The organism is Paenibacillus barcinonensis, from assembly GCF_003217495.1.
In the GTDB taxonomy this organism is placed as follows: Bacteria; Bacillota; Bacilli; order Paenibacillales; family Paenibacillaceae; genus Paenibacillus; species Paenibacillus barcinonensis.
Genome location: NZ_QJSW01000002.1, coordinates 211,816 through 236,196 on the forward strand (window position 1 = coordinate 211,816; position 24,381 = coordinate 236,196).

Annotated in this window: 23 protein-coding genes and 1 pseudogene; 4 read left to right on the forward strand and 20 right to left on the reverse strand. The window is 41.8% G+C overall.

The annotated features are described in order from the left end of the window. Positions 1-8 precede the first annotated feature (8 nt). From DFQ00_RS04100 to DFQ00_RS28990, 12 genes are all read right to left on the reverse strand, one after another. The gene (locus DFQ00_RS04100) at positions 9-419 is read right to left on the reverse strand and encodes a hypothetical protein (protein ID WP_090922364.1); all 411 of its coding nucleotides are present in this window, start codon (positions 417-419) and stop codon (positions 9-11) included. Between the two features lie 18 nt (positions 420-437). Continuing rightward, positions 438-854, reverse strand: coding sequence for a hypothetical protein (locus DFQ00_RS04105; protein ID WP_110894439.1), 417 nt, complete (start codon positions 852-854; stop codon positions 438-440). Next, the gene (locus tag DFQ00_RS04110; RefSeq protein ID WP_110894440.1) at positions 854-3,976 is read right to left on the reverse strand and encodes a M23 family metallopeptidase; all 3,123 of its coding nucleotides are present in this window, start codon (positions 3,974-3,976) and stop codon (positions 854-856) included. The genes DFQ00_RS04105 and DFQ00_RS04110 overlap by 1 nt, the downstream gene beginning before the upstream one ends. Before the next feature lie 15 nt (positions 3,977-3,991). Continuing rightward, positions 3,992-5,395 carry a hypothetical protein gene (locus tag DFQ00_RS04115; RefSeq protein ID WP_110894441.1) on the reverse strand — a complete coding sequence of 468 codons (1,404 nt, stop codon included), beginning with the start codon at positions 5,393-5,395 and terminating at the stop codon, positions 3,992-3,994. Between the two features lie 49 nt (positions 5,396-5,444). After that, positions 5,445-6,095, reverse strand: coding sequence for an S-layer homology domain-containing protein (locus DFQ00_RS04120; protein ID WP_110894443.1), 651 nt, complete (start codon positions 6,093-6,095; stop codon positions 5,445-5,447). Positions 6,096-6,128: 33 nt separating this feature from the next. Next, complete coding sequence (locus DFQ00_RS04125) at positions 6,129-9,941, reverse strand: coiled-coil domain-containing protein (RefSeq protein WP_110894445.1); 3,813 nt, start codon at positions 9,939-9,941, stop codon at positions 6,129-6,131. 68 nt (positions 9,942-10,009) lie between these two features. Next, positions 10,010-10,345, reverse strand: a complete 336-nt coding sequence (locus DFQ00_RS04130) for a hypothetical protein (protein ID WP_110894447.1) — start codon at positions 10,343-10,345, stop codon at positions 10,010-10,012. A gap of 17 nt (positions 10,346-10,362) precedes the next feature. After that, entirely contained in the window at positions 10,363-10,842 is a 480-nt protein-coding gene (locus DFQ00_RS04135) for a hypothetical protein (protein WP_110894449.1), read from the reverse strand. 130 nt (positions 10,843-10,972) lie between these two features. Next, positions 10,973-11,794, reverse strand: coding sequence for a hypothetical protein (locus tag DFQ00_RS04140; RefSeq protein WP_110894451.1), 822 nt, complete (start codon positions 11,792-11,794; stop codon positions 10,973-10,975). Between the two features lie 190 nt (positions 11,795-11,984). Continuing rightward, on the reverse strand, positions 11,985-12,623 hold the full coding sequence (locus DFQ00_RS04145; RefSeq protein ID WP_110894453.1) for a hypothetical protein: 639 nt from the start codon (positions 12,621-12,623) through the stop codon (positions 11,985-11,987). Continuing rightward, positions 12,620-13,702, reverse strand: a complete 1,083-nt coding sequence (locus DFQ00_RS04150; protein WP_167433591.1) for a glycosyltransferase — start codon at positions 13,700-13,702, stop codon at positions 12,620-12,622. Before DFQ00_RS04150 ends, DFQ00_RS04145 begins: the two co-directional genes overlap by 4 nt. Further along, on the reverse strand, positions 13,680-14,339 hold the full coding sequence (locus tag DFQ00_RS28990; RefSeq protein WP_167433592.1) for a glycosyltransferase family 2 protein: 660 nt from the start codon (positions 14,337-14,339) through the stop codon (positions 13,680-13,682). Before DFQ00_RS28990 ends, DFQ00_RS04150 begins: the two co-directional genes overlap by 23 nt. A 131-nt stretch (positions 14,340-14,470) precedes the next feature. On the opposite strand from DFQ00_RS28990, the gene DFQ00_RS04155 reads away from it, so the two are divergent. The 4 genes from DFQ00_RS04155 to DFQ00_RS04170 all read left to right on the forward strand — a co-directional run bounded on the left by DFQ00_RS04155 (position 14,471) and on the right by DFQ00_RS04170 (position 16,539). Beyond that, the gene (locus DFQ00_RS04155) at positions 14,471-15,274 is read left to right on the forward strand and encodes a GT-D fold domain-containing protein (protein WP_110894457.1); all 804 of its coding nucleotides are present in this window, start codon (positions 14,471-14,473) and stop codon (positions 15,272-15,274) included. Positions 15,275-15,452: 178 nt separating this feature from the next. Then, positions 15,453-15,722 (forward strand): hypothetical protein, encoded by a 270-nt coding sequence (locus DFQ00_RS04160; protein ID WP_110894459.1) that lies wholly within the window; start codon positions 15,453-15,455, stop codon positions 15,720-15,722. 114 nt (positions 15,723-15,836) lie between these two features. Next, positions 15,837-16,127 (forward strand): hypothetical protein, encoded by a 291-nt coding sequence (locus DFQ00_RS29410; RefSeq protein WP_146236097.1) that lies wholly within the window; start codon positions 15,837-15,839, stop codon positions 16,125-16,127. A gap of 205 nt (positions 16,128-16,332) precedes the next feature. Further along, positions 16,333-16,539, forward strand: a complete 207-nt coding sequence (locus DFQ00_RS04170; protein WP_146236098.1) for a hypothetical protein — start codon at positions 16,333-16,335, stop codon at positions 16,537-16,539. On the opposite strand, the gene DFQ00_RS04175 is transcribed toward DFQ00_RS04170, so the two are convergent. From DFQ00_RS04175 to dnaE, 8 genes and pseudogenes are all read right to left on the reverse strand, one after another. Next, entirely contained in the window at positions 16,536-17,324 is a 789-nt protein-coding gene (locus DFQ00_RS04175) for a peptidoglycan recognition protein family protein (protein ID WP_110894465.1), read from the reverse strand. The two genes, DFQ00_RS04170 and DFQ00_RS04175, sit on opposite strands and share 4 nt — an antisense overlap. Further along, a complete protein-coding gene (locus tag DFQ00_RS04180) occupies positions 17,321-17,746 on the reverse strand; it encodes a phage holin family protein (protein WP_244213684.1) in 426 nt (141 codons plus the stop codon). The genes DFQ00_RS04175 and DFQ00_RS04180 overlap by 4 nt, the downstream gene beginning before the upstream one ends. Before the next feature lie 166 nt (positions 17,747-17,912). Then, positions 17,913-18,293, reverse strand: a pseudogene (locus DFQ00_RS04185) (spore germination protein GerW family protein); the annotation flags it as partial. Positions 18,294-18,350: 57 nt separating this feature from the next. After that, positions 18,351-19,838 carry a recombinase family protein gene (locus tag DFQ00_RS04190; protein ID WP_110894469.1) on the reverse strand — a complete coding sequence of 496 codons (1,488 nt, stop codon included), beginning with the start codon at positions 19,836-19,838 and terminating at the stop codon, positions 18,351-18,353. A gap of 418 nt (positions 19,839-20,256) precedes the next feature. Further along, the gene (locus DFQ00_RS04200; protein WP_110895418.1) at positions 20,257-20,829 is read right to left on the reverse strand and encodes a RusA family crossover junction endodeoxyribonuclease; all 573 of its coding nucleotides are present in this window, start codon (positions 20,827-20,829) and stop codon (positions 20,257-20,259) included. 25 nt (positions 20,830-20,854) lie between these two features. After that, positions 20,855-21,082, reverse strand: coding sequence for a hypothetical protein (locus DFQ00_RS04205; protein ID WP_174812108.1), 228 nt, complete (start codon positions 21,080-21,082; stop codon positions 20,855-20,857). Continuing rightward, positions 21,054-21,188, reverse strand: a complete 135-nt coding sequence (locus DFQ00_RS30075) for a hypothetical protein (RefSeq protein ID WP_279630386.1) — start codon at positions 21,186-21,188, stop codon at positions 21,054-21,056. The genes DFQ00_RS04205 and DFQ00_RS30075 overlap by 29 nt, the downstream gene beginning before the upstream one ends. Next, positions 21,189-24,332 carry a DNA polymerase III subunit alpha gene (dnaE, locus tag DFQ00_RS04210; protein ID WP_110894475.1) on the reverse strand — a complete coding sequence of 1,048 codons (3,144 nt, stop codon included), beginning with the start codon at positions 24,330-24,332 and terminating at the stop codon, positions 21,189-21,191. Positions 24,333-24,381 lie beyond the last annotated feature (49 nt).

A 24,381-nucleotide genomic window follows, 5' to 3' on the forward strand; every position in this document is an offset into this window, starting at 1 on the left:
CACCCTCCTTATTTCAAAAATTTGATGTTGTACCAGACCGTTTTGGCCTCAGGCACTACGCTTACGAAGTCGAACTTGATTGTGGTTCCAGCCGGGATCGGGTAAACAATACCGAAGCTGTTCCCCATCGATACCGATTCGGGAAGTTCCTTCGTATAAATCGTATTGCAAATTCTCTCTTTCCCGATGGTCAGTTCCCAATAATCACCCACGCAATATTGACTTGCTGCAAACGCAATGCTAAGGAACTCCGTGTCATACGCCAGAGTGAACGTATCCGACTTCGTGGTCTTCGCCGCTGGAATATCCAACATCTGTCCCCGAATGAACGGGATTGTTTTTTTGCTGAAGTGTGGGTACGGCAGCTCGCGCACTTTGTCGATGACGCCACCCGCGATATAGGATACGTTAAATGCCATGAAACCACCTCCTGTAGGTTATATACGATGTACATTTGTACCAGTTAAGCGTCCTTCGTCATCATAATTCAGAGCAATATTATAGGTAAACATGGCTTCTCCTTCTGCATCAAACGTTCGGGCCGTTACCTGGGTTAAACGGTAGTACCTGTAATATTCATAATCTGGATGGTCATAGCCTACACTTGAAGGAAAATCATCCTCGTCTTCTGACCCGAATTGGAGCCAGATGGATACCTTCCATTGGGATTCATAGATAAGATCTGCCCCAGTGACACGGTCCGGGTCCTTTATATGTTCTCGATACAAGGTTACAGAAGGCTCGCCTTCCAGCGGTGAAACGCTAGATGAATTTGTACTGCTGAATTTTCGAAGCTCTCGGTGAATCAAATCCAGCACGGGAAATACGATATTTTCGTTGACAATGCCCGCCATTACACCATCACTCCCTTTCTAGCCCACATCAAATCAATAACTTGAAGCATGCCACGATCCACCGTAAATGTGGTCTTGATACTCTTAATCGTATAAATGGCTCGTGTCGTCGTTGTTTTATCTGTCACGATGACATTATCCAGCAGATCAAGCGCCGGATTGGCAGGTATGGATACCTGCAATGTACGGCACATACGCTTCATATCAAAAAAAGCTCGCTCCGCCACTTGTCTTTTGGCTTCTACCGTTTTCGCCCACGGCACATTAAGCACCATAGTTCGAATTTCCCCTTTGAGCTCCAGCAGAATCTCCTTGTCTACAAAGCTGCTCTGTCCCTGATTTGCATCTACAACGACAATGTGACTCCGCCCTCTGGACCAATCGGTTGATTTGGTAATGGAAATCAGATTGTCATATTCAGAAAATTCGGCAACAACAGGTTTGTCGTAATTCAACCGTTCCAGGCGATAGGTTCCATAACGATCACAGTAACTGCGATAAGGAATTTCCGAGATCACTTCTTGCACCGCTTCTGTCACTTTGGTGGACCATTGTTCAAATGTTCTCCCATATTCCTCAGTGAACGGATTTAACCACCCGTTTGGAGTCAGAATGGTGCTTGCATCCTTCACTTCAAATTCGCCTTCCTGACCAGGTACAGGAACAATAACCCTGCCTGTTTTCTGGTTCACCTCGATCAGGTACGTCTCATCAATAACATAATCGGGATAAGAACGATCTTCACTGGTTGCTCTCCAGCCCACCAGACCTGCATGCTTGATGAGATCAAGCACAACCGTTGACTTCACCCAGGCTACCTTCTCAAATTCAACAGGCTGGGAAGCTGCAGGCGCAGCACTTGCAGCAGTAGGAGCTGTGATAGTCCAGCTTCCCGGGTCTGCCAGCATCTCCTGATAATACATCCACACTTTATCCACCCAGTTCGTCTCATCCTCACTCCAAACCATAGGCGCGATATCTCCACCCCTGTGGAAATAAAGGACATCCGCCTTGGAGGTTACTTTTTTGCCCTTGGATGCCAGAGCTCTGGACATGCGTTCTGCACCACGTTTCATCTGCTCCTGAATGCCACTATACTTCTTGTCAGGGATGCCATATCCGAGAATGAAACCGCCACTAGCTTCTCTGCCTCTGCCCTGCGTACCCATGACCGTCTCGTGTCTGCAGATGGCCAGCAGGAACTTGTGATCCGGGACACCGTAAGCTGCAGCTTGTACTTGTGCGGCTTGAATGATGGTTGAAGTCCTGTCCGTCTGAACAGCCGATGCCGGAACCGGATCGGGAACGTTATCTATATCATCAACTTCAGGATAAGCCTTCTTCTCTGAAATGACTTTTTCAATAACTCGTTTGTACATATCCCTCGCCGTAATCTCAAGTGTGGAATCCTCACCATTAATATCTACCTTATCAATCAATCCTGTAAAAACACGCATCATATGTTGACCATATCCCATATAGATGCGTATCGGTGTATTCTCACTCAGGACACCTACATGAAAACCATTGGCAAAATACGACCAGGGTGAAGGTGTTCCTTCTAGTTCGGGAAAATAAGCTGGATTGTAATCCGGGGAAAAGTAACCTCTAGGATTGGAAATTGTCAGTCTTGCTTCCCTTGCTTCAGCATCAAAAACATCATCAATCTCCGCTGCAATAATATTAGGAAGCACCTGAGTATCCATATAAACAAAAGATCCAACCTGGATTACATCCGTTTCCTGCCGGTTATTCATCACAAAGCTCTCATAGCTGTTCGTCTGATAATAACCTTCAGATGGGTCGAGTCCTTCCTCCGCCTTCTGATTTTTTAAAGGAGCTGGAAGCAGTTCCTGGATGCGAATATAGTCGATGGCAAGCTTCTTGAATTTATTGTTCGTCTTGCCTGCTGAACCCGATGAAGCAGCCGAATTGACTTTCCCGCCGTAGGTCACTTTAACCTGGATACGTTTGGACTTGGCTGGAATCACAATGTTTTTTAATTCCGTAAGTTTCGTCAGATCATAATCTCCGGAAAATGAGTTTATGTACGCATACGTCTTTCCATCAATGACTATCGTAAAAGAGTCACCTTCTGATCCACTAAAATTAGTACCTAATCCAATACTAAGCAGCCCTAATGTAGGCATGCTAAGCTTGGTAACATCGATCTCAAACTCTACCACTACCGCTTCTCCGCCAAATGTATACAGCAGCTTGCCACCAGAATCGGCCAAAGTCCAGCCGGATTCAATCTTGGCGTAATCGCCAAACTTCAGTCCAGTCTTGTACACACCCTTCTCGTACCAGTTGCGTTTGTCAAACTTCTCATTCAGCTTGATCTCTCCAGGATAGCCTCCAACATCTACTGGTCTAACGTCACGAAATGTGGTCTCTGCATTACCGTGTAATTTTCGCTTGCCTTCCAGATACAGCTTGGGATTAACCGCCTTCCCGCCTTCTCCGGTTTTGGTCGTTGGATTAACCCCCTCCCATATTTCAAAATGTAGATGTCGTCCTCGGCCAGCTGCTCGCTCAGCAGCAGAAACTTTATGCCCATTCGTATAGACACCGCCTGTATTGCCAAGCGTTCCAATAACGTCGCCTTGTGCTACTTCATCATCTACTGAACAAAGAATATCCTTGAGATGAAAATATTTTGTAATAATGCCACCAGCATGCCTTATATTCACGGCATTTCCCGCGCCCTCTGTCTTGCTTCTAGTTATTCGTACAACTTTGCCTGACCATGCAGACAAGATTGGAGTCCCTATCTCATCCCATAGATCAATTCCTCGGTGTGACCGACCATTCGATCTGGCAGCACCGAATTTATCTGTAACTTTAATCGTATTTATCGTCTTGCCCTTTACCGGAAAACAAATGTCCTGCGCGTTTACTTTTGTTGAACCGTTATATATACCGTTCGCCGTTTCATCTACCCATACGGATTGTGTATTCATGACCGGGACTGCTTCGGAAACTATATGTCTGAACTCCTCGGTTCGTCCCGGAATAAAAGCCAGCCTGTCCACTTCGACCCGAATGTTGGGAAGAGCATATTCACCGAGCTTTAATCGCTCAGATAGCACACGTAGAACTTCATCTGAAATTGGAATCATATGCACTCGCCTCCTCTACTTGAATCGTTCAATCGTCCATTTTATGAAGCGGTCCAGAAAAGCTGCAGCCTCGGCACGGGTCATCGCTGAATTACCCAAAAACCAAATTTCTTCGGGATCAATCCCGTTTACAGGCCGCCCCATATCGGTCACAACTGCCGCACCATCTAACTTTTTTTTCACGGGAATGCCCATAATCAGTGGATCATTGTTGGAGAATGTCTCATCCTCCATTTCGGACACAGCTACCTTCCAGAAGGAATCCTTGGTCTGCTCAACACGTTCACCCTTGTTTTGATAATATATAGCAGACTCCTTACCGACATCCGCAAATCTTTCACTTACACCTTTCTCATAAAAGAAATGAACCTCATCGCCTTCCGATAAAGGGCCATTAAACACAACCGTATGATTATCAATCTCGGTGTAACCTGGAACTGTATCTTTTTTGTTTTTCAACTCCACATCCACTTTTAGCTTCTTCGCCCCATACGGGTAATTCCCATTCAACCTGAAGACTCGTTGGCCTTGAAAAGCTGTAATTTTCTGATCGACACCCTTCGTAGGTGCTTCCATATCTGTGAATCGGGCATAAAACACTTTTCGCAATTTATTTATCAGATGGAATGCTTCTCCACGCTGAATGATTGCATTGGGAAAAAAACAATTGTTGTAGGATGGGTTGTCTGATTTTGCCTTAATATCCTCACTCTTGAATTTAAAAGCCCCGCCGCTCGTTTTGGTCCAATAATTAAACTTGCATGTAACACCATTGAGATTAAAAGGCAGAAACACCGAGCCTCCCGGGCTTACACAATATACATCTGTACGATACCCGATCGCCTTGGTGGCTATCTTGGTTACTGCCGCTGCATCTCCCATGCTATCCGCCCATATTTCAGAAGGAATACTGAGTCTGCGAAGAGGCTGTCCACCTGCATACATATACTCCTGATGACTCCGGCTAAAAGGATCATAGAAGTATGTTGTTGCAGCACCCAAAATAGCTCTCGGCAAACTACCAGTCCAGGAAACAGGCGGCCTTTTCCATTTTTCATCTAGCAGTGGTTCTCCATAGCTGCAAAATGACACAACCTGGCCTGCTTTTACACCTGTGTATAACTCAATATCCGTTAAATTTTTGTTGTTCTTCTCTGCTGATTTATAGATCGTCTGCACACCATCAATGAAAACATATAACGGATTATCATCAGTCGGCTCAATCAGAACCGGTAAACTAAACGAAGTTTGTCCCGATGTTGCCTTAATCTCTTCGTAAACAAAAGGCTTTCCCTCCTTAAACTTGTTGTAATTAATCCCGGCCACAAACACTTCACCATCTTCGAGCACCATATTGGTTGCTTCCATCACGTCGTTATAGAACCAGTCGCCTTCATTGACATCCACCCATTTACGCATGACATACACCTCCTGTATTTAGAATAGACAGAAAAAAGAGTAGGTTACCCTACTCTCGAATTGTTCGTTCTAACAGACGTTTGGTGCGCATCAGAAACGTAACAAATTCTGCTCTGGTAATGTAATCCTCCGGACGGAAGTACAAAATTGGCGTGCCGTCTAATTGCGTAACCACGGTCAAACCCAGATCACCCAAACGTTCAATGGAATTTCTGGCCCAATGATCTTTACCTTCTGTCGTCTGCAAATCCTGAAACTGCACCTTACTTTTGCGGTCATATCCATCCTTTTTGATGAGTGTCATGGTCAATTCGACCTTATATCCCTTTTGATCCTTGTCCATCGTATCCTGATGATAGAAGATCGGATCAACCTTAATGGACTCGACCACGCCCACATAGATATTTCCTTTTTCATCATAAAATTTATGTGTCCAACCCACGTACATCACATAATCGTGATAAGACTTTTTGTCTCGGAACAGTACATTAATAATTGCTTTATAAGAAGACACACCCATCTGATGAAAATGAGAAGGAGCATTAATCATTTTAATCTCTCTTACCTGAGGATTGGGTGAAGGGGATGAATATGGATCAATGATCCGCCCCTCCACGGGCTCAAATTTCATGCCCGTATCTACAAAGAGTGCTCTTTTGTATCGGTCATTCACTAGACCAAACGGGTCTCGTTGAGGCATAGCTGAATCCCTCCTTTTTTCATTCTGAATTGTTTATCTTGGACCATACATGCTTCCCATCCCTGCACCAACATTACCTGCCATACGATTTGATATCCCTGGCGTATTCTTTCTTAATGTTCGATCCAGAGCCGAAGTGAGCTTCTCCACATCTTTTGTGCTGCCTGTCATATTATCAATATTGACATGAACCGTGACATCTCCCGAACCCACCATTACACTTTTATGGGTGTTGCCAGCAGTCATATAATCAAAATAATCCAGCACTTTAAGGCCTGTTGGCAGATTAAACGTCGAGATGGGTTTGTCCATCTTTTTGCTGATTTCTGCCAGATTTTTGGACTGTTCGACCCCGATGGAGCTTAATTCCTTGAGAATCGTCATATATTCATCGGAATTGACATTGAATCCCCCGTTTTTCAGCAACTCGTTCCATTGCTGTTTGTATAAATCCATCTTGAGATTCATATCTCTAGCCCGAGCCTTGTTCAATGCGATCACTTCAGATGAATCTTCCTTGCCGCCATTAGCAGCCAATAGATCATACATGCGTTTATCGTAATCCATCTGAGTCAATTCCAGTTGATCGCTCATCTTACGCTTCAATTCATCAATCTTGCTGTTTTTCACACTGTTTAGTTCCAACTCGGATTGTGCTTTTTGTTGTTTCTTCTCATTGATCTCCATGCCAAGCTCATCTTTTTCCTTACCCTCAGCTAACTTATCGTATGTTTTCTGCAAGCTTGCAATAGCTTTGTCAAAAAATTTGATGTTCTCTTGTAAGTATTTCTCCATCAGTGCACGCATCTGACCAGAGTCCTCACGAACGCCACTAATCAGAAGTCGGGAACGTGTCACCTGGTAATTTGTTTCATTGTTACTGGTCGAGGTGCTAAGCTGACGGTTAACCTTGGCAATTAACTCATCAATACCGTCATGTTTTGGCTGAGCTAACGCGGCATTAGCAGCTGAGCCTACAATTCCCGCTCCGGGAATATATTGCATGGGTGCAGGTATGTATTGCATCTGTGGCTGGGTGTACTGAACCTGTGGCTGATTTCCTTTTTCAGGGGTTTTACCCGCCTCTTTATCCATCTGAAGTTGAGACTCTTTTTTCTCCTTCTCATAGTTGTATTCTTTTGCCAGCTTCTTCTCTACGGCCGAACCATCTTTCTCGGTCCATAAAGCTGTGAACCCATCTAAATAATCTCCAAACTTGTTATTGGTAGCACTGTTTCCAAAAAGAGAACTCATCGTTCCCGATACAACAGCATCCATGCCCAGATTGAAGCCTTTCCACACCTTGCCTACGAATGAGGATTCCTTCATATCTTTGAACTCTTTAGCCAGCTCTTCCTTATTCGTAGCCCGAATGTTTTGTTTCTCCGCTTCCGATTTCCCTATATTGCTTAGCGGGTCAACCAAACCCGAGATTACGTCCATGGCAACCATCGCTTGTCCAAGAGCGGGTACAGCTTTCAGTGGTCTTAACATGCGGGAACCAAATTTCACAAGTTTCGATAGTTTCCCTGGTGCTTTAATTCCTCTGGCTGCACGCTCCGCATTGATCTCATGCTCTGTAATTACTTTTCCATGTCTATCTTTTAAGATATCTCCATCCTTATTTCGCATAGGTGCATGTTTATTAAAAAAGGCTTTTCGATTACCCGTTTCACGCATATCCTTGACCCGCGAAAAGAGACCTCTCTTTTTAACTTTATTATCCTTCTTCCCGTAATCTACCCCATCCATAATGGCATCCTTCATGACATCTTTGATCAGATCTTCATGGCGGGCTACAAACGGCTTGATACCTGAATCTTTCTTCTCTTCCTTTCCGGACGAGGCTCCTGTACCAGGAGCAACCGTCATTCCTCCGTTCATCATCATTCCGAGCTGCAGTTTTTCAAGTTCTTTCAATTTAATGATATATGCAGAAGCATCAACCAAACCTTTTCTGAAAGAAACGTTTAACTCATTTACTTCATTTCTCAGCTTGGTCAGAGTTGCTTTCAATAGGTCAGACTGTTTGCGAAGCTTATTCAGATCAGACTCATAACGCTGGACATCTGTGGCACCAAATTGAAACTCGTTGTTCAGATGGTACAGCTTATTGCGAAGTTCAACCGTCTCCAGATCCATTTTATTCATCGTCATCAACCATAATCTGGATTGATGCTCAAGCTGCAGTATGGATGTCCCTGTATGATCGACTTCACGGCTTAGAAACTCAAGGTTTCGTTTCGTCTTTGCTATTTGGGCATCCAGTGTATCCATCTCTTCTCGGAGCAAAAAAAGCTCTCTAGCGACTCTTCTGACATTTTTCTCTGCCTCGTCCCGCTCTGATGCATGTAATGAGGCTGCCATACCATTGTTCTGAGCTACTGCTAAATCGTATTTTTCCTTGTGAACATCCCTGCTCTTCTCCGTCTTCGTCAGCTCTGATCGCTTATCTGCTGTCTTATCTGCCAGTTCAGTTCTTTGCTGATTAAACTGCTGTAGGCGATATTGCTGTTGCTTCATCTCCTGAACCACACCTGCACGCTGAATATCAAAACCACGGACTGGTGTTATCTTAGGCGACTGAGCATTATTGTCATAAATCAAGCTCTCGGATTCTTTTTTTCCATATCGCTTCTGTTTCGCTTGATCCATCACCTGACCAACCTTCTCCCATGCCACCTGAACGCCCACATCATCCATAATGCGGTTGAGCAGTTCCAGATGATTAACCATATCACTTGTTTGATTACCGATTAAACGCAGCACAGCATGCAAATGATTTCCGAATGCTGAAAATTCCGCTCTCAAACCTTGCATCACCCGATGTGTCGAAATTTGAAAAATCGTCTCCATTTTCTTTTGCTGCAGCTGTATTTCGTCTTTTGGCTCCATATGAGACGGTCGTGACTTATTGTCCACAGAAGTTTTTAACTGCTCTGCCAGAAGCTCAGTTCTAACTCGATTCGACGTGCCGGTAAGGTTATGCTCGACGCCTGAGCTAGTTTGAACGGATAAAGCAGCCTGACTGATCCAGTTCGCCAAACGATCTTCAATGCCCGTATCTGCTTCAGAGCTGGTTGATCCCCGTTCTGTTTGCTCGAGACTACTCATTAAGTCTTGAAGACTTATGTTAAGTAACGAGGAAGCATGTACTAACATATTCGTCATTTGAGATAGTTCTGTATTTTCGCTTGACCACATGGATGCCAGCGAACCAAGGCTCGTTGCCACTCCCTCCACGTCACGATGACCATTGGCATGCACCTTTGCGACTTCTGCTGCAAAGTTCACTGCTTCAGATGGATTGTTATATTGTCGTGAACCAATACGATAGGCCAGTCCGACATCCTCCTGATTCATACCGCGCTGCACAGCAATTTGCTGTAATTGATGTACTGTATCTTGTTCTGATTCCGATCCAGTCGCATGATGCTTTGCAGTAGATTGGATTGCAAAATTTTGCCCTGCTCTCTCTACCTGCTCCTCCAGCTGACGAGCAGACTCCAAAGACCGCTTGAGCATCTCTGGGGAGTATCCTTTTGCCTTGCCCATTGATAAATACTTCATCATCTGAGCTACGGAATCAACAAGTTCCTCCGGCTTGGTTGAAGAAAGCTTTTCTAGTTCATGAAATGCCCCACGATAGAAATGTTCAAGATCCTGTGCCAATGATTCAATCCATTGCCCCTGCATCGTATCCCTCATCACTTGAACATGATGGATCAACGTACTTATACCAGAAACAGGCTGCTGATTTAACACAATATCCATCCCCGACTCCAGCTTTAACTGTTCTGCAATCTGTTGTTTTAAAGAATTGGTTGTCTTTAGTTGTTCATTCATTCTCTTCACCGCCTTCTATGCATAAATCCCGTTCCACCTTCACAAAGGCAAAACGGGAAGTTTCAGTTCTATCCTCCAAGCGCTTGCGCAAGCAATCCGATATCCTCTTCCGATATTTCGGTGTACTCCTCATCCTCAAAAGTCCTCGTTTGTCTAACCGTACCATCTTCTCCAGCTTCCTCACCTCCAACACTACCGAACATGCGCAGAGGCGCTGTCATAAGTTCAACCTCGAATTGAATATATTTCTCGGCTGACTTACATAATTCCGCTACCTGAGGGAGTGTGTACTCCCAAATATCCCACTTGTTTAATCCACAATGCTTATGGAGGGTGAAAAAGATTTCTCCCCAGTGCACGGGTTCCTGTGTTTCCGTATCACGGATTTCGGTTCCCTCCAGCATCTCCCCCTCGGTGCGCTCTACTTTTTTAGACCGTTGAGTCCAATCATGAGATCAATCACTTTACGAGCGGTATTTAAGTCCAGGTACTCATCCAGGTATTCACGATTAATGATGTATTCCCCTTGATCATCCTTTGTTACAATGTGGGGGTAATTTTTGAAAGCAATGCCCAGTACATCAAACAAATCCTGCTGTCGCTGTTGATCAAGTTCATCATCATCCGTAGGTATAAAATTCAGAATAATGGCATCAATGTTTACTGTCTTTAACAATTTCATCAAACGTCGGGCATCCTTCAGGCTGCATGGCGGAATTCTGTATTTACGCCGATCCCTTAGTGTAACGATCTCATCATCTTCAAAAAAAGCTCGCTCTGCTGCCTCGATTTCTTCAGGTGTCACCTTTTTGTTCTCGGAATTATGCTTGAATCTGCTTGCCGCTTCTTCATTCAGGCGCTCCGCAAGCTCACGCTCAGCCCGTTCTTGATCCGTTTCCATCAGTCACACACTCCCTCAGTTCATTCTTATCCCCGAAAAGTAAAAATGCCTGACAAGGCAAGGCACTGTGAAGGGGAGAACACAGCCACCATTGAAATACCTTGCCAGGAACAACCAACACCAGTCTGAATTAAATTTTGCTTGTTGCGCTGAAGCGTTTAATGCTGCCGATTTTTCCATCCGGGCGTTCCGGATCGAGGATTTGCAAGGAGATTGCAGAAGCAGATGCCGCTGCACGTTGAGCATTAATACTGAACGTTCCTTTGGCACGGCACATATACAGCTCGGTTTCAACACCTGCAAATGTCCCGTCTTTTTGCTGGAATGTACCGTGATGAATGACAGAGATCGGGAATGGTACTTCATCCACCAGCAGATCAACCATGTCTACGACTTCATCACGTTTGTAATTCATTACGATTTCTTTATCAATATGTACAGCATTAAGAACTACAAGGCCGTTAGCTGCGTCATAGAAAAACTCGTCCGCTTTAACAGCTGAACCTTTGGATGGTAGTTGTTTCAGCAGTGTATTGGAATCCTTGAGACGAACAGCAATACCTGCATCTTTCTCATAAATGGTGCTTCCAAAGGCTGGCTTCACTTCAGCAAAACCGGAGTTGGCTGTGCCCGTTGTGGCAACCGCCTGTTCGTTCAGCACCCATACGTAGGACTTCACTTGCTCTTGAACGGTTGACCCCATCATCAACTGGATTGCATCCAGATCAAACTTGGCATCTGTAGCAGACACTTCAATGGATTTGGACTTCACGAGTACATCAATAGCGAACAGACCATCACCACCAAAAATATCTTCCAATTCCACGTTCAGATCAATTTTCAAATCCTGAAGTGTCCCCAAAGTAACGACTTCAATCGCTCCCATTGGGTCTGTTGGATAACGTTTAGCCATAAATGTGCCTACACCTTTAATAATCATTTTTTTTGCCATGAATTTGTCCACTCCTTCAATTGATATATAATTTATAGTTACGGAGACATGAATAGGCTATCGCCAAGTTGCACTATCATGGTCTGGAGATCCTTGCTGCAACCTGACAAGCTACTCATCCTCTCTGTGTTCCTAGTCTAGAACCAGATCATTATTCCCTAACACCTATATATAAAAAATGATCCCTCCATTACATCAGAGGGACAGGTCTATTCGGTAATTGATCAATAATGCCCGCAATTTGTTCCGCACGCTCGCGTAGTTCATATTCCTCAGCAGTTATCAGGTGAATATGTGAACAATATCGACCATGCTCGTAGATTCGCTCCGGCGTTATGAAGACCACATCCGCAATAGCTTCCATCGCATGCTTTTGCTTTTCATACTGATCCGGATCAGTCAACGAATCATAAACGACAAGATCCGGATACGCCGCCTCCACCGAGCTAGTTAATCGACTATCGTTTACCCAATATACAATGCGATTCTGGCCAAATAAGGCGCGTACATTCTGACCTGCCCGGGCAACGACAAAATGCGGGAGAAGGGAGTATGGGTACTCCAGATCATCAACCTGATAATATTCATCATTCGAGTTAATATAGATAATGTTATATCCGATTTCAGCAAGTGCCTTTAACAACCTCTGCGGACGTTTTGCAAATCGTTCACTATGAAAATCAATGGCTGGCAAATAAACAATGGTTGTATTCTTATAAGGCACATATGATTGGGAAAAATCATATTCCTGCTCAATAAATTGTTGTTGTACCTCCTCCATTGCAGCAGTTTCCCTTGTGCCAAACAATCGTCTAAACATTTTTTTCATCGTCCATTATCCCCCATCACCTGATTAATCTTCTTTATTGCATCCATCGCTCTGGCATCCCAACTATTGGCTCTGGCGACCTGTGTGCGGGCCCTGATTTTGGAGGTATCATTCTCATTAATTGCTTTCTCCAGCATCTTGCCGCAATTGTACCGATCCATAAAATAAGTCACATGAGCATATTTATGTACAATCTCTTCCATGCGGGTGGTCAGAACAGGTTTACCCGCTGCTAAATACTCGTAGTATTTGATCGGATCACATCCACGAATCATCTCTGTAAGCTTGAAGGGCACGATGCACACATCAAATTGAGCAATATATGCAGGCAGCACCCTGTAATCCTTATGTGGTAAACATGTAACATTGGGATGCAGAATTCTTTTTTGATACAACGCATTGTTACCAATTAGAACTACCTGATAACCGAGATCTGCAATTTGAGTAATAAGTGAATAATCGACCCAGGAAGCCATCGCTCCGTGGAACCCCACCACTCGTTTTCCTTCAGGTATTTTAGGAAAATCTGAAGGTCGAGTAAGCGTGGTCTGCGCTTTCTCAAAGTGTTCATAATCCGCACCATTCGGACACATAAAGATTGGCTTTCCTTCCTTTTGATGTGCTTCATACATAATCCTTGCGGTAGTTGAGATCAGGTCCGCCCGTTCAAAACATTTAGGGATATACTCCTTCCAAACGGCAAATTCATCTGCTGAATTATCTAAATAATCAAAAACGGTAAAATCGAATTGCTTTCCATCCGCATAGTCATATTGTGCAGGGCTAGAAAACCAGAGTACCTTCTTCCCTTTGATCAAATGATCATAATGGATTCCCCGTCTCACAAGAAACAAATCCTCATTTAGCTTCTCAATTGGACGCTCCTGAGCACGATACGTTTCCGGATTAATGAAAATTGCTCTTACACCAGGAATTCTGGAGAATGCCGTCATTAATTGTTGCGGACGCTGAAATAACAGATTCCAATCCAGGGCTGGGGGATAAATTATGGTCATTTCAATACTTTGGAATACCTGATCCGCTTTTGCTTTCTTCTTAGGACGCAGCCAATTCAGCAACGAGCTCAACTCCTTCCGCGTAGACATGCACAGGCCGTAATCCCGTGTCCACAAACAGATCAAAACCAAGTGCTCTGGCATGCTCACAGAACGCTGCATCCTCACCTGAAGTATGTTCGGCATATCGAACCCCGGCTGCAATAACCTCACGTTTGATCAGATACACCGCACCTGTCCAATCTACCGGGATCACACCTTTACTGAATTCCGGAACATGTCGTCCTTGAATAAGTGCATTATGTGCTTTGATCTGCGGATGATTTCGAATCAACATGGCACAGATATGCTTGTCGTTATTGATGAGTTGCTGCAGGCTATGTGGTGGAATTACGATGTCTGTATCTACAGAGAACAAGTACTCACAGTCAGACTTTAGAAACTCTTCCAATAACCGATTTCTAAGCTTTGCCAGATGCGCGTAGGAATATTGTCCCCGCAAGTGTCCATGGGCTGTTCCCATATCATGAGATACATAAGGGATATGATGATTCTGCAGGATGATTTCAGTCTGATCCTCACTATCGTTCAGAATATATTTGAATTGTTTCTGAACCGCCTGTTGATGTAGGGAGTGCAGATGCCTTTCGAGCACCCAAGCACGATTTCTCACAGGACTGCCAATGAATACGTTATTCACGGTTCATCCCCTCTCTCTTTTTTTACTTAGTGTAGACCGAATCTGTATTCTCTCTACATCTCGCTATCAAACACCTTTTCCAATAAATAGAGAGAGAAAAGCACATTCCTCCTATTCTAGAGTTAAAAGGTGTGAACAGGACAACTGCTCCTGCTTCGCCTTATAACGTTGGAGAAGAAGGTGAGGCTTTGCTAGGAAGCATAGATCTAATCCGCAGTTGGTATCAGAAAGCCGTTGACGGAGAGGCACATGCCACTATTCGATTCGGGGATGCGTCCAACACGATTTTGGCCCATGACGCCGTGTTAACCATGGACTTTATTAAATCTCATTATGGTTGGGTGAATGATCCTACATATTGTGGAATTACGTTACCGCATGCAAACGCGCGAGAGACCCTCGTTCATTGCTTGAGACAAGCAGATTACGTAGGATATTTAACACAGACGGAGCATTGGTATTTCAAACCGCTATTTGACATGTGTCTGGCATATTACAAGGTAGAGCCCCTTGAGACGTTCTATGCTTTTGAAAATAACTACATTGCCCGCTACCCGTTATTTTACGAGTTGTTCAGGACAATTCCCGTTCTCATTTGCGGAGCAAAAGCTGATGTATACCGAGAAGTGTTAGAGCGAAGATATGGCTGGGAACATATCGTAGGAACTGTGGATTGTGCCTCCTGGGCCCAGGTTGATACAGCCACTGTGGAGATGGAGAAACTTTATCAGCAATCCCCTTGGAAGCTCGCACTTGTATGCGCAGGTGCTCCTGGCAAAGTGCTCACGGTCAAAGCCAAGGATCTGAATACTGTAGGTGTGGATTTCGGCTCTGGTGCAGATGTTGCAATTCAGGCTGACAAGGAAAATCTTGACGCCTGGGAATATGATGGCTTTCCTGATTATTGGGAGGGAAGGCCTCAGAAAAGACCCTGATAAGGGTCTTTTTTTCTTTCTTTTTACGCTGATGTACGCCTGTCTCTTCTGACTCGGAGCTGTTGATAAAATAAAGTATCTGCCTTATTATTGATTAGATAACTCCTGAACTAACTTGAGATATACCTGCATACTGAGGAGCTCTGCTAAGATATTCGAACTGTTGGAGGGAAATAGAATGACGTACTCGAAGTCAAAAACTGAGACCGTAGCAAAGCATTTAAGGACACGATTTATGGAAGGGCATGTAGAGGGACACGAGATCGTCGTTGCTTTGATTAGTATGGTAAAAGCCGAAAAAATTGAATTGCACGAAGTTGCTCCGATCCTTCGTACCGTTTTTTTTGATCAACCTCAAGGCATTTGGGTAGCTCTCGAAAAAGCAAGTACACTGATGGATGATCAGTTAATTGATTCTATCCTTCAGGAAGTTAACGAGCAGGTTTAATTCTACATACTCCATTCTCATATTAGCGAAAAATTCACGTTCTATACATCCAAAGAATAGCAACCATCATTAACAACATGTTAGTTTTATTTCTCTCCGGCTTACTCTAATGATATGCGAAGCATAAATGACGCTACGTATGAATTGAAATCAGGGGAGGAGAAACCCATCGAGCCCATTAACAAAGCTATTCTATACCTAACCGTCATAGAAATGATGTTCGAAGTGCTTCAATACAATGAAGTAGATCAATCGGAGCTTGTAGATGCTCTGATAATGCTAGGATTTGATCCTATGGAAATTCTCTATGAGACGAATACGATTAGATCATTTCAGAAGATATGTAAAGCATTTTCCGAGCTTCATCTTACCGATGAAGAACTTACCACGTTTATTCAAACGTAATTCGTCACCCCTAGCTAGAACATACTCCCATCTTTAAACAACAGCAGCAGAACCCTGTCTCTAACGACGTAGGGTTCTGCTGTTTATTATTTATCGACTTAACATTGTACAACCGAATTCGTATAACGTTTAAGAGCTACTTCTGATCAAATATTCAAAATAATAAATGTAGCTTCGTTATGAACAGAAAGGTTGACTTGTGATCATGAATTTTACCTCACGAGGTGAAGAAACAAACTTGAATTCACTTCCGCTAGTTGGTATTCTGGATTTTCCCTCCGTACATTACCAATATGAGACAGAGCATCCCCAGAAGATTATTATTATTCAGAACTACTTCTTCCTTACAGATGCTCCTCACTTCAATGCCTGGTTAACAAACCAGATTGAACTTGCCAGAGTCAAGTGTTAATCACTTTGACTCGGCTTCCCATTGCCCTTACGTCTACGTTCATCAATAATTACTTTTAACATCAGTAGCTCTCCGTAAGTCAATGCTCTTTTCCGCACTTTTTCCACCCATGCCTGCTCATGGATAATTTGATCTTTATACGCATCACCAATATATTGGTTTAATTCTCTCCATGCCCATTCTGCATAATTCAATACTTGATTCATCTCATCATCCTCCGTTACTGTGTGCTCCACCAGCGAATTCAATTTTTTATGTACGTCCTGCTTAAACCTTTCATATTGTTCAGGTTCCTTGATCCATGGCAATGGACACTCCTTCCAGCCCACTACCTCCTTATGGGTGAAAAATATCTCTGGAAAACCTCTTTGTTGTATAAGATATACAGCCAAGTCGACCACTCGATTAAATGTATCCTCATGAATGCTTCCATCCTTTTCAATACACATCTCAATTCCTACAGTGCTATTGTTGGGATATGATCCCAACTTCTTCAGAGCCTCTTCGGTGTATGTCTTGCTTCCACAATGATAAGCAACCTCGTCATCTGGGAGACTGCAATAAATAGATGTACGATCAACTGAAAAATGAGCACTTGCGTAACGAGCTTTGGTACCCTTGCTCACATTCTGATGTGCAAGACCGGCAAAGTATTGGCTTATATTCCTAGCTGATGCCCCTGGAGAAGCTGTATAATGCATTACAATTCCACGTTTGGCTTTCAGCTTCAGCCCCGGCCGGCTATAGGGATTTAACGGAATATAGTCTTCAACTACATGAATCATTGCGAATCCCCCCGATCGCCACTTTGCTGATTATTACCCCGAAGTTTGAATAATGCCGAAGCGATAAATTTAGGAACAGGAAGACCCATTTTCCCCATATTCTCCAATATACTAATTCCTTCTGTGCCGATAATAAACATTAACATTGCATCACGCATAAAATCATTTGAATTTCCAGCTACAATATCGAGTTGATGAGCAATAATTACAAACACAAAAGTTAAAGATTTGCGTGCAAGTCCCCACCAGCCTACCCTGCTGGAAAGTTCCTTTTTGTACCAAGCAGCTAAAACTCCTGTAAAATAATCCAATCCCACGAAAATCGTCACTGCAATTAACAGATGATTGATTCCTCCTACCAAATAAACTACAGCAGATAATGCCCATCCAAACATAATCATAAATATCGTATCTTTCTGCACTGCCTTTCCCCCTTCATATCTGTTTGATGTCTAGGTTAGGCGGTTCACAGACTTCCTTCTCAACTTCCAATGAAACGTACCAAAAAACGATAAACTTTCGCAAAGCGAACAGCAAAAATCCCTCTCGCCCTAAAGGGCAGGAAGGATTTTAATAAATTCATTCTGTTTAGCTGTACGTCGAATGGTCTGTTGGTGTTACCGGGATACCGGTTTCCGCTGCTGTATGGTTCCGATGGCGGAACATGTCCTGAATACGGTCGAGGACGTATGGAGTAGAATCAATCAATTTTTCGAACAAGTGCGTCGAATTATCGAGTGGTACGATGTGCACGCCCTGTTTGCCTACAACCAGAAAGGCTATCGGACGGATAGATACACCACCGCCACTACCGCCGCCGAACGGAGAAGCAACCTTGGCAGAATGCGCATGCTCTGTTGAGCTGGATGAATCGCTTCCTCTTTCAGTATTTACGTTAAAATCACTTCCGCCTGCGGCAAAACCAAAGCCCACTTTACTGATCGGCAGAATAACGGTGCCATCCGGTGTTAGTAAAAGAACCAGTAGCTTGACTTAATTCATAAGCCTTTTATACACATTAAATCCCTAAAGAAAATTTACAGTTACCATTGGCTTATCATCAAAGTCATTCTTAGTCCAAATTACATTATGAATGATACTTTTGTAAGCTCGATTAAGTTCTTTAGGGTCTTTCGTTTTTGTTATCTGATTCAGGACATCATTAACGCTGATAAGCATATCTTCATTTTTAGCATTCAGTGAATTATCCAGTTGTGTCTTAATTACTCTATATTCTTCTTCAAGTTTATTGAGAATTTCATTTGCACGATTTAACCTCTCCAAGTACTTCTCTTTCGTGTATGTTCCATCTTCTAAAAAATCATGGATTCGCTCAATAGCATTTTCTTGTTTTTTAATTTCTTGAATTTTGGTTTGAGCTATGTCAGCTAAGTTGCTCATATCGGATGAACTTAAACCTTCAGCAATAGCATCTTCAATTTGTTTCTTTTTAATGATTAAAGCATTCAAAATGAAGTTTGTAACTACGTCTGACCTATCGCCTAAATTGCTGCATCTTTCACCAAACGGGTTTCGATGAGTACAAGATTTAAGCGTGTCATAACTTCTTCCTGTTCTTTTCTGGATAGACATCGTGTGATTGCATTTTCCACATATAACCAGTCCAGACAGGGCGTTTTTCCCAGAGCGACTTGCTTTTGGGGTTTTAATTTGAGAGCCAATTATAAACATTATCTTATCATGTTCGAGTTGAGTTTTAACTGCTGTATGACAATTATTATAAATGATCCATTCATCTTTAGGTTTATAAACTAAGTCTCCCGTGTTGGACATTTTTCGTTTTTTCCCAACAATCACTTTTCCGAGATGAACTTCATCGCACAGTATCCTTCTAACAACCGCTGGATTCCACATTCCATCTCTTGGAGATTTAATACCCATCTTATTGAGCTCCCATGCAATGTCTGTACTAGACCATCCACTCATACATTTCTCTACCATAAATCTGTATGTAGGGAGGTTTTCTTCTACAGGTTCAGCTCTTCCAGTTTGAGCGTTTCTAATATACGGGAACGGTGGAACTCCGTTACTCCATAAGCCCTGTTTTGCATTTCTCGCTTTACCTTGTCTGAAACGTCTAGATATTTGCTTATATTCCATTCGAGCCATCATGCCTTCGAATTCAGCCATAAGCATATCCGTGTCATTATTGTAATCGTATACTCTCTGAGGAGTAACCAAAAGTGTTTCTGATCTAGCAAATAATTTACTCAGTGTGGCTCTATCAACCTCATCACCACGACTCAGACGGTCAATGTGAATAACAAGTACAGCATCGAACATCCCTTGTTCAATATCACTCATCAATTCAGTCATTTTAGGTCTTAGTGAAATTGAATCTGCTGTCCCAACCTCAGCATATTCAACATAAGCCCAACTATTCTGTTCGCACATAGAAAGTAATTCAGCTCTGTGCTTTTCCAAATCTTTTTCTTCGTCACCGCGCGATTTACGCAGATAAACTGCTACGTGCTTAATTACGTATTGACTCAAACTACGACCTCCATTCCGGTTTATATATGAACATCACACATTTAGTCGCACAATCAATTATAGTACAAAAAAAGCCAAGTTGCCAAGTAGCAACATGACTTCTATAGTAATTATTTTCTTCTTTTGCTGTCCATTAAAATCTTAACAAACATCTTGCAATTCTCAACCGACGGCTCTCCATTTATAATTAAAGTTCCAAGGTTGGGAATGATATGTGTTTCGCTTCTCAATTTTTTCTCCAGATTTATCACCTCTATTATAACTTTTCCATTTTGGTCTACTTTATTCATTTTCATTTCCATATGTATTGATCGCTTCAGTAATGAAATCTTTTAAATAATAGTGCCATCTCGTTCTTGGTTTATATCCTCTAATCTCAATTCCAATTTCTTCGCAAATGGCTAGTGAAATACTACTTTTATTTACTTCTCATTTCTTTGAAGCTACTACAAACGTTATTTACTATCTCATCCTGAATAAATGCCTCTTTAGCAGCTTTCAGTATTGAGCAATTCCTTTTGTATCTGCTACATTCTTCGCATCTCTTAACAAAATCACCATACATCTGTTCGTCATCAAATATTCCTATGTATTCTACGGGAGTAAAAACCAATTCAACCCTAGGATTCTTTTTGTCATATAATATGCGCTGAGTCCTTGTTAAAATTCTACTGTCGTTATCATATGCTATCTTCTCTAGTGCATCGTTGTTGAGTTTGTAGATATTATTGTCATCCCTACCCTTGCGGTTAAAATAAATGATAGAATCCATGTACAAGTAGTGTGTTTTGGTGTACTCATAATCCCATTCTTGCTTGCTTACTTGGTCTGTAGCTGCCTCAATAATTTCTTTTTTAACTTTCTCACCTTCTTTACTAAGTATTCGTTTACCTGTAGGCACTCTAGATCTGGTTTTCGGATTCCATGTGTATTGGTTTATGTATAAGTCATTTATTGAAACTGGTAATGGTAGTCTCAGTTGCAATTTCATATCATGTTCAATAAGATTCAATTAATCATTCCTCTCCTGCAATTAATCTTTTAGCATGTACCGCTTTAATCAAACATTCATATGTATCGTGCACACATGCTCCAAATACATCTAAAACTTCTTCTCCCACAATAATATCTTCCTTACAACCGTAACAGGTCGAATACTTCACCTCCTTTTCTTGTGAATCTGGATAACGGATATCATGATAATCGCTATTAAATCTATCCATTTGATTTCTCAATTTTCTCATTCAGCAATTGATTAAGAACTGTTCCTACAACTTCTGTGTATTCTTCATTGGTCAACTTACGTCCAATAATTTGCTCAATCTTTTCTTTGCTAAGTTTGTTCTCCATCTATGCATTCTCCTTATTCTTGTACTTGTTATAACCTGTGATCCAAACATCTGTCTGATCTGTGGCTCTGAAACCGCCATTTCCGTCTGGGACCTGTCTTGGTTTTTTCTTATGGCTCGTTATTTCAATTAAATCTCCTTTCTCAATTTTCAACGCTTTATCTTTGACGTTAAATGTTTTCTTGTCCATTTTAAAGACACGTTCATCGCCATTACGAAGATTGTATAAGGTAAGCTTGGGACTGTATTTAAGATCTAAATCGGTAACTACACACCAACCCGATTCTATATCGGGAAATACAGCTTCGGAGTACCCTAGCATTTCTTTTTGGAACATCACTTCTTCGTTTGGCATAACTTTGGAGTAGTCATTTTCAGTGCGAATCCTATTTTCTTCATCAATTAGATCCGCTATCCTCTTAAGTTTAGTCTTCTCAACGTATGTTTTTTTATATTGAGATCTTCCACTTGAGAACTCTTTGTGCAATGTCACCAATAAACTAATGTCACCAAATTCTCTAAAGAACCCAAGACGAGTCAATATATCAGTTTGACGACTGTTGACCGATGTTTTTTCGTTTAAATCCACTAGCAATTCAACAAATGATGCATATGTATTTTTACTTAAGGATAATAGTTCTTCTGCAATCTTTTCATTAAGGTATTTAATAGATTTTAAACCTTTGTAGATAGTATTATCGCCCTCACTAAATGAGTAATCAGCGTTAGACTTTCCAAATTTTATTGGTGACACCTCAATACCTCTTGTTTTAGCATAGTTAATTATTTGACCCGTCTTTTCTATGTTGTCATTATTTATATTCAACATCACAGTAAGAAAGGCTAGAGGGTAGTAGTGTCTTAGATATCCATTTCCATAACCGATGTGAGAGTAAGGATTTGAGTGGTTATCGGAGAATCCATAACGCTGTGCATCATCTATGACCTGCAAAAAAGGCTCTAAGACAGCAAGCGCATCTTCTTCGGTCTCTCCGTAATCCATATTCATTTTTTGCACAAAACGCTTCCTTATCTCTGGCAGAAACTTCTCTGTTCCTTCTTTTTTACTCAATCCCCTTCGAACACTATCGCTTTCTGCCATTGTAAACTCGCAGAACTCTACTAGAAAGTTCATGATTTGTTCTTGATATACTAAGTATCCAATAGTACTCTTCAGAAAATTATTCAATGCTTCATGACCGTGATCTTTGAATATGCCATTTGCCAAAGCTTGTCTGTATGAGTCTCCTGATGGTCTAATTGCTCCATTGCCAATTGAGAATAGCTCAATATAACTAAACATATCATTTTGTTCTTCTATCTTATGTATTGTTTCTTCGCTTAGTAGATCTTTTAGATATGCTTGGGCAGAATTACTTTCCCATTGGAATATTCCCAAACCAGACTCTCGTATGGAATTCCAGACATCTTTATCATCAACATCCATATTGTCCGGTGTAAGCCGTTCAATTCCAGCTAGCTTACATGTCTCATTGATAATTTCATTGTTGTCCAAACCCAAAATATCCAACTTTACATAATTGAGTCCATCGAGTTCTTTCATATTGATCTGACTTACTGGATACTTACTTTCTTTTGTATAACAAAGACCAATGTTATCTTCGAGACTTACTGGAGAAACTATGTAGCCAGAAGGATGAGATCCTATGCTTACTATAACTCCTTGCACCAATTCAACATATTTGAATAATTCGGGATACATATCGAGATACTTCGGATCTACTCTATCGACCTTCTTATCGTCTTTGAATACTGATTTAGCAATGGCGTCTACTATCGCAAGATCCATACCTAGAGCCCTTCCAACTTCTCTAATTGCTCCTTTTAGTGCCACAGTGTTAAAGGTGATAATCTCTGAGAAATGAATACCGGGAATTGTTGCTACGTAATCAATAACATCTTGCCTTTTAGATGGAGGCCAGTCCAAGTCAATATCGGCAAGCGAGATACGCTCTGGATTCAAGAACCGGAAAAAGTTCAGCTTATGTTTGATACTATCCATCTCAGTAATTTTCAATAAATACGCAATCAAGCTTCCGTTAACTGATCCACGACCATATCCTTGATAAATATCATTACTATGCGCCCAATCAACTACATCTTTCTGTAGGAGCATATAGTCAATTGCTCCAACCTTTTTATATGTATCAAACTCTTCTCTAATCCGTTTAAAATATGTATCTTTTTTTACTTTGTCAAACTTATTAATTCCTCGTTCGATTACACCGACATTTATCTTTTCTTTAAACACTTTTTCTGAGTCGTCGTGCAGCTTAGGATACTTTGGCGACGAATCAATCTTAAATTCTTCGATCATATCAGCCATAACGTTTGTATTATGTATAGCTTCAAGATAAACATTTCTAGGTAAAGCCGATTGCTCCTCAAACATTTTGACAACTTCAGGATATGTTTTAAAGGTTAGATCGAATGCATCTTCATCTCCATATGTCGCACCCTTAGCCTTCATTAGAATCTTACGTGCATCAGCATGAGATCTGTTTAAGGCGTGAGTGTCTGTTCCTGCAATAAGCGGTATACCTGTTTCAATTGATAAACTGTGTAGATGCTGGTTGAATAGCTTTTGCTCTGGGTGAGTGTGATATTGAATCTCAAAAAACATTCTATGCTTATTGCTAACAAAGAAATCCATAAATTTGTTCATCATCTGCTTGTTGTCATTTTTAATAGCTCTCCATAACGGAGATGCTAGACAAGCAGATGTCATGATAATATTATCCGAAGTATTGAACAGTTCTTCAAAAGTAATCCTTGGATTATAATAATAATGTCCGTCATCTTTATTGTTCGAGAGTGAAGTCAGTTTGTTTAATTCCTGCGCTCCCTCAAGATTCTTTGCAATAAGCATGTAATGATAATTGTCGCGAATCAAACCACTTTCTTTGTCATTGTGCTCAGTGAGGTATACCTCATTCGCATGAATGTACTTCATACCTTTCTCTTCGATAGACTGCTTCTTCTTGACCCAATTAAAAACATTACCGTGTTCAGAGAAACATATTGTTTGCATGTTAGCTTTTTCTGCTTCATCGATGTATTGTTGATATTTAGTCACAGAGTCTATAGCCATTGACGTTGATGGATTGCTAGTATCTGAATGCAAATGATAAATTACATAGTTATCCGTATGATCATCTCCTTACTTGCACACT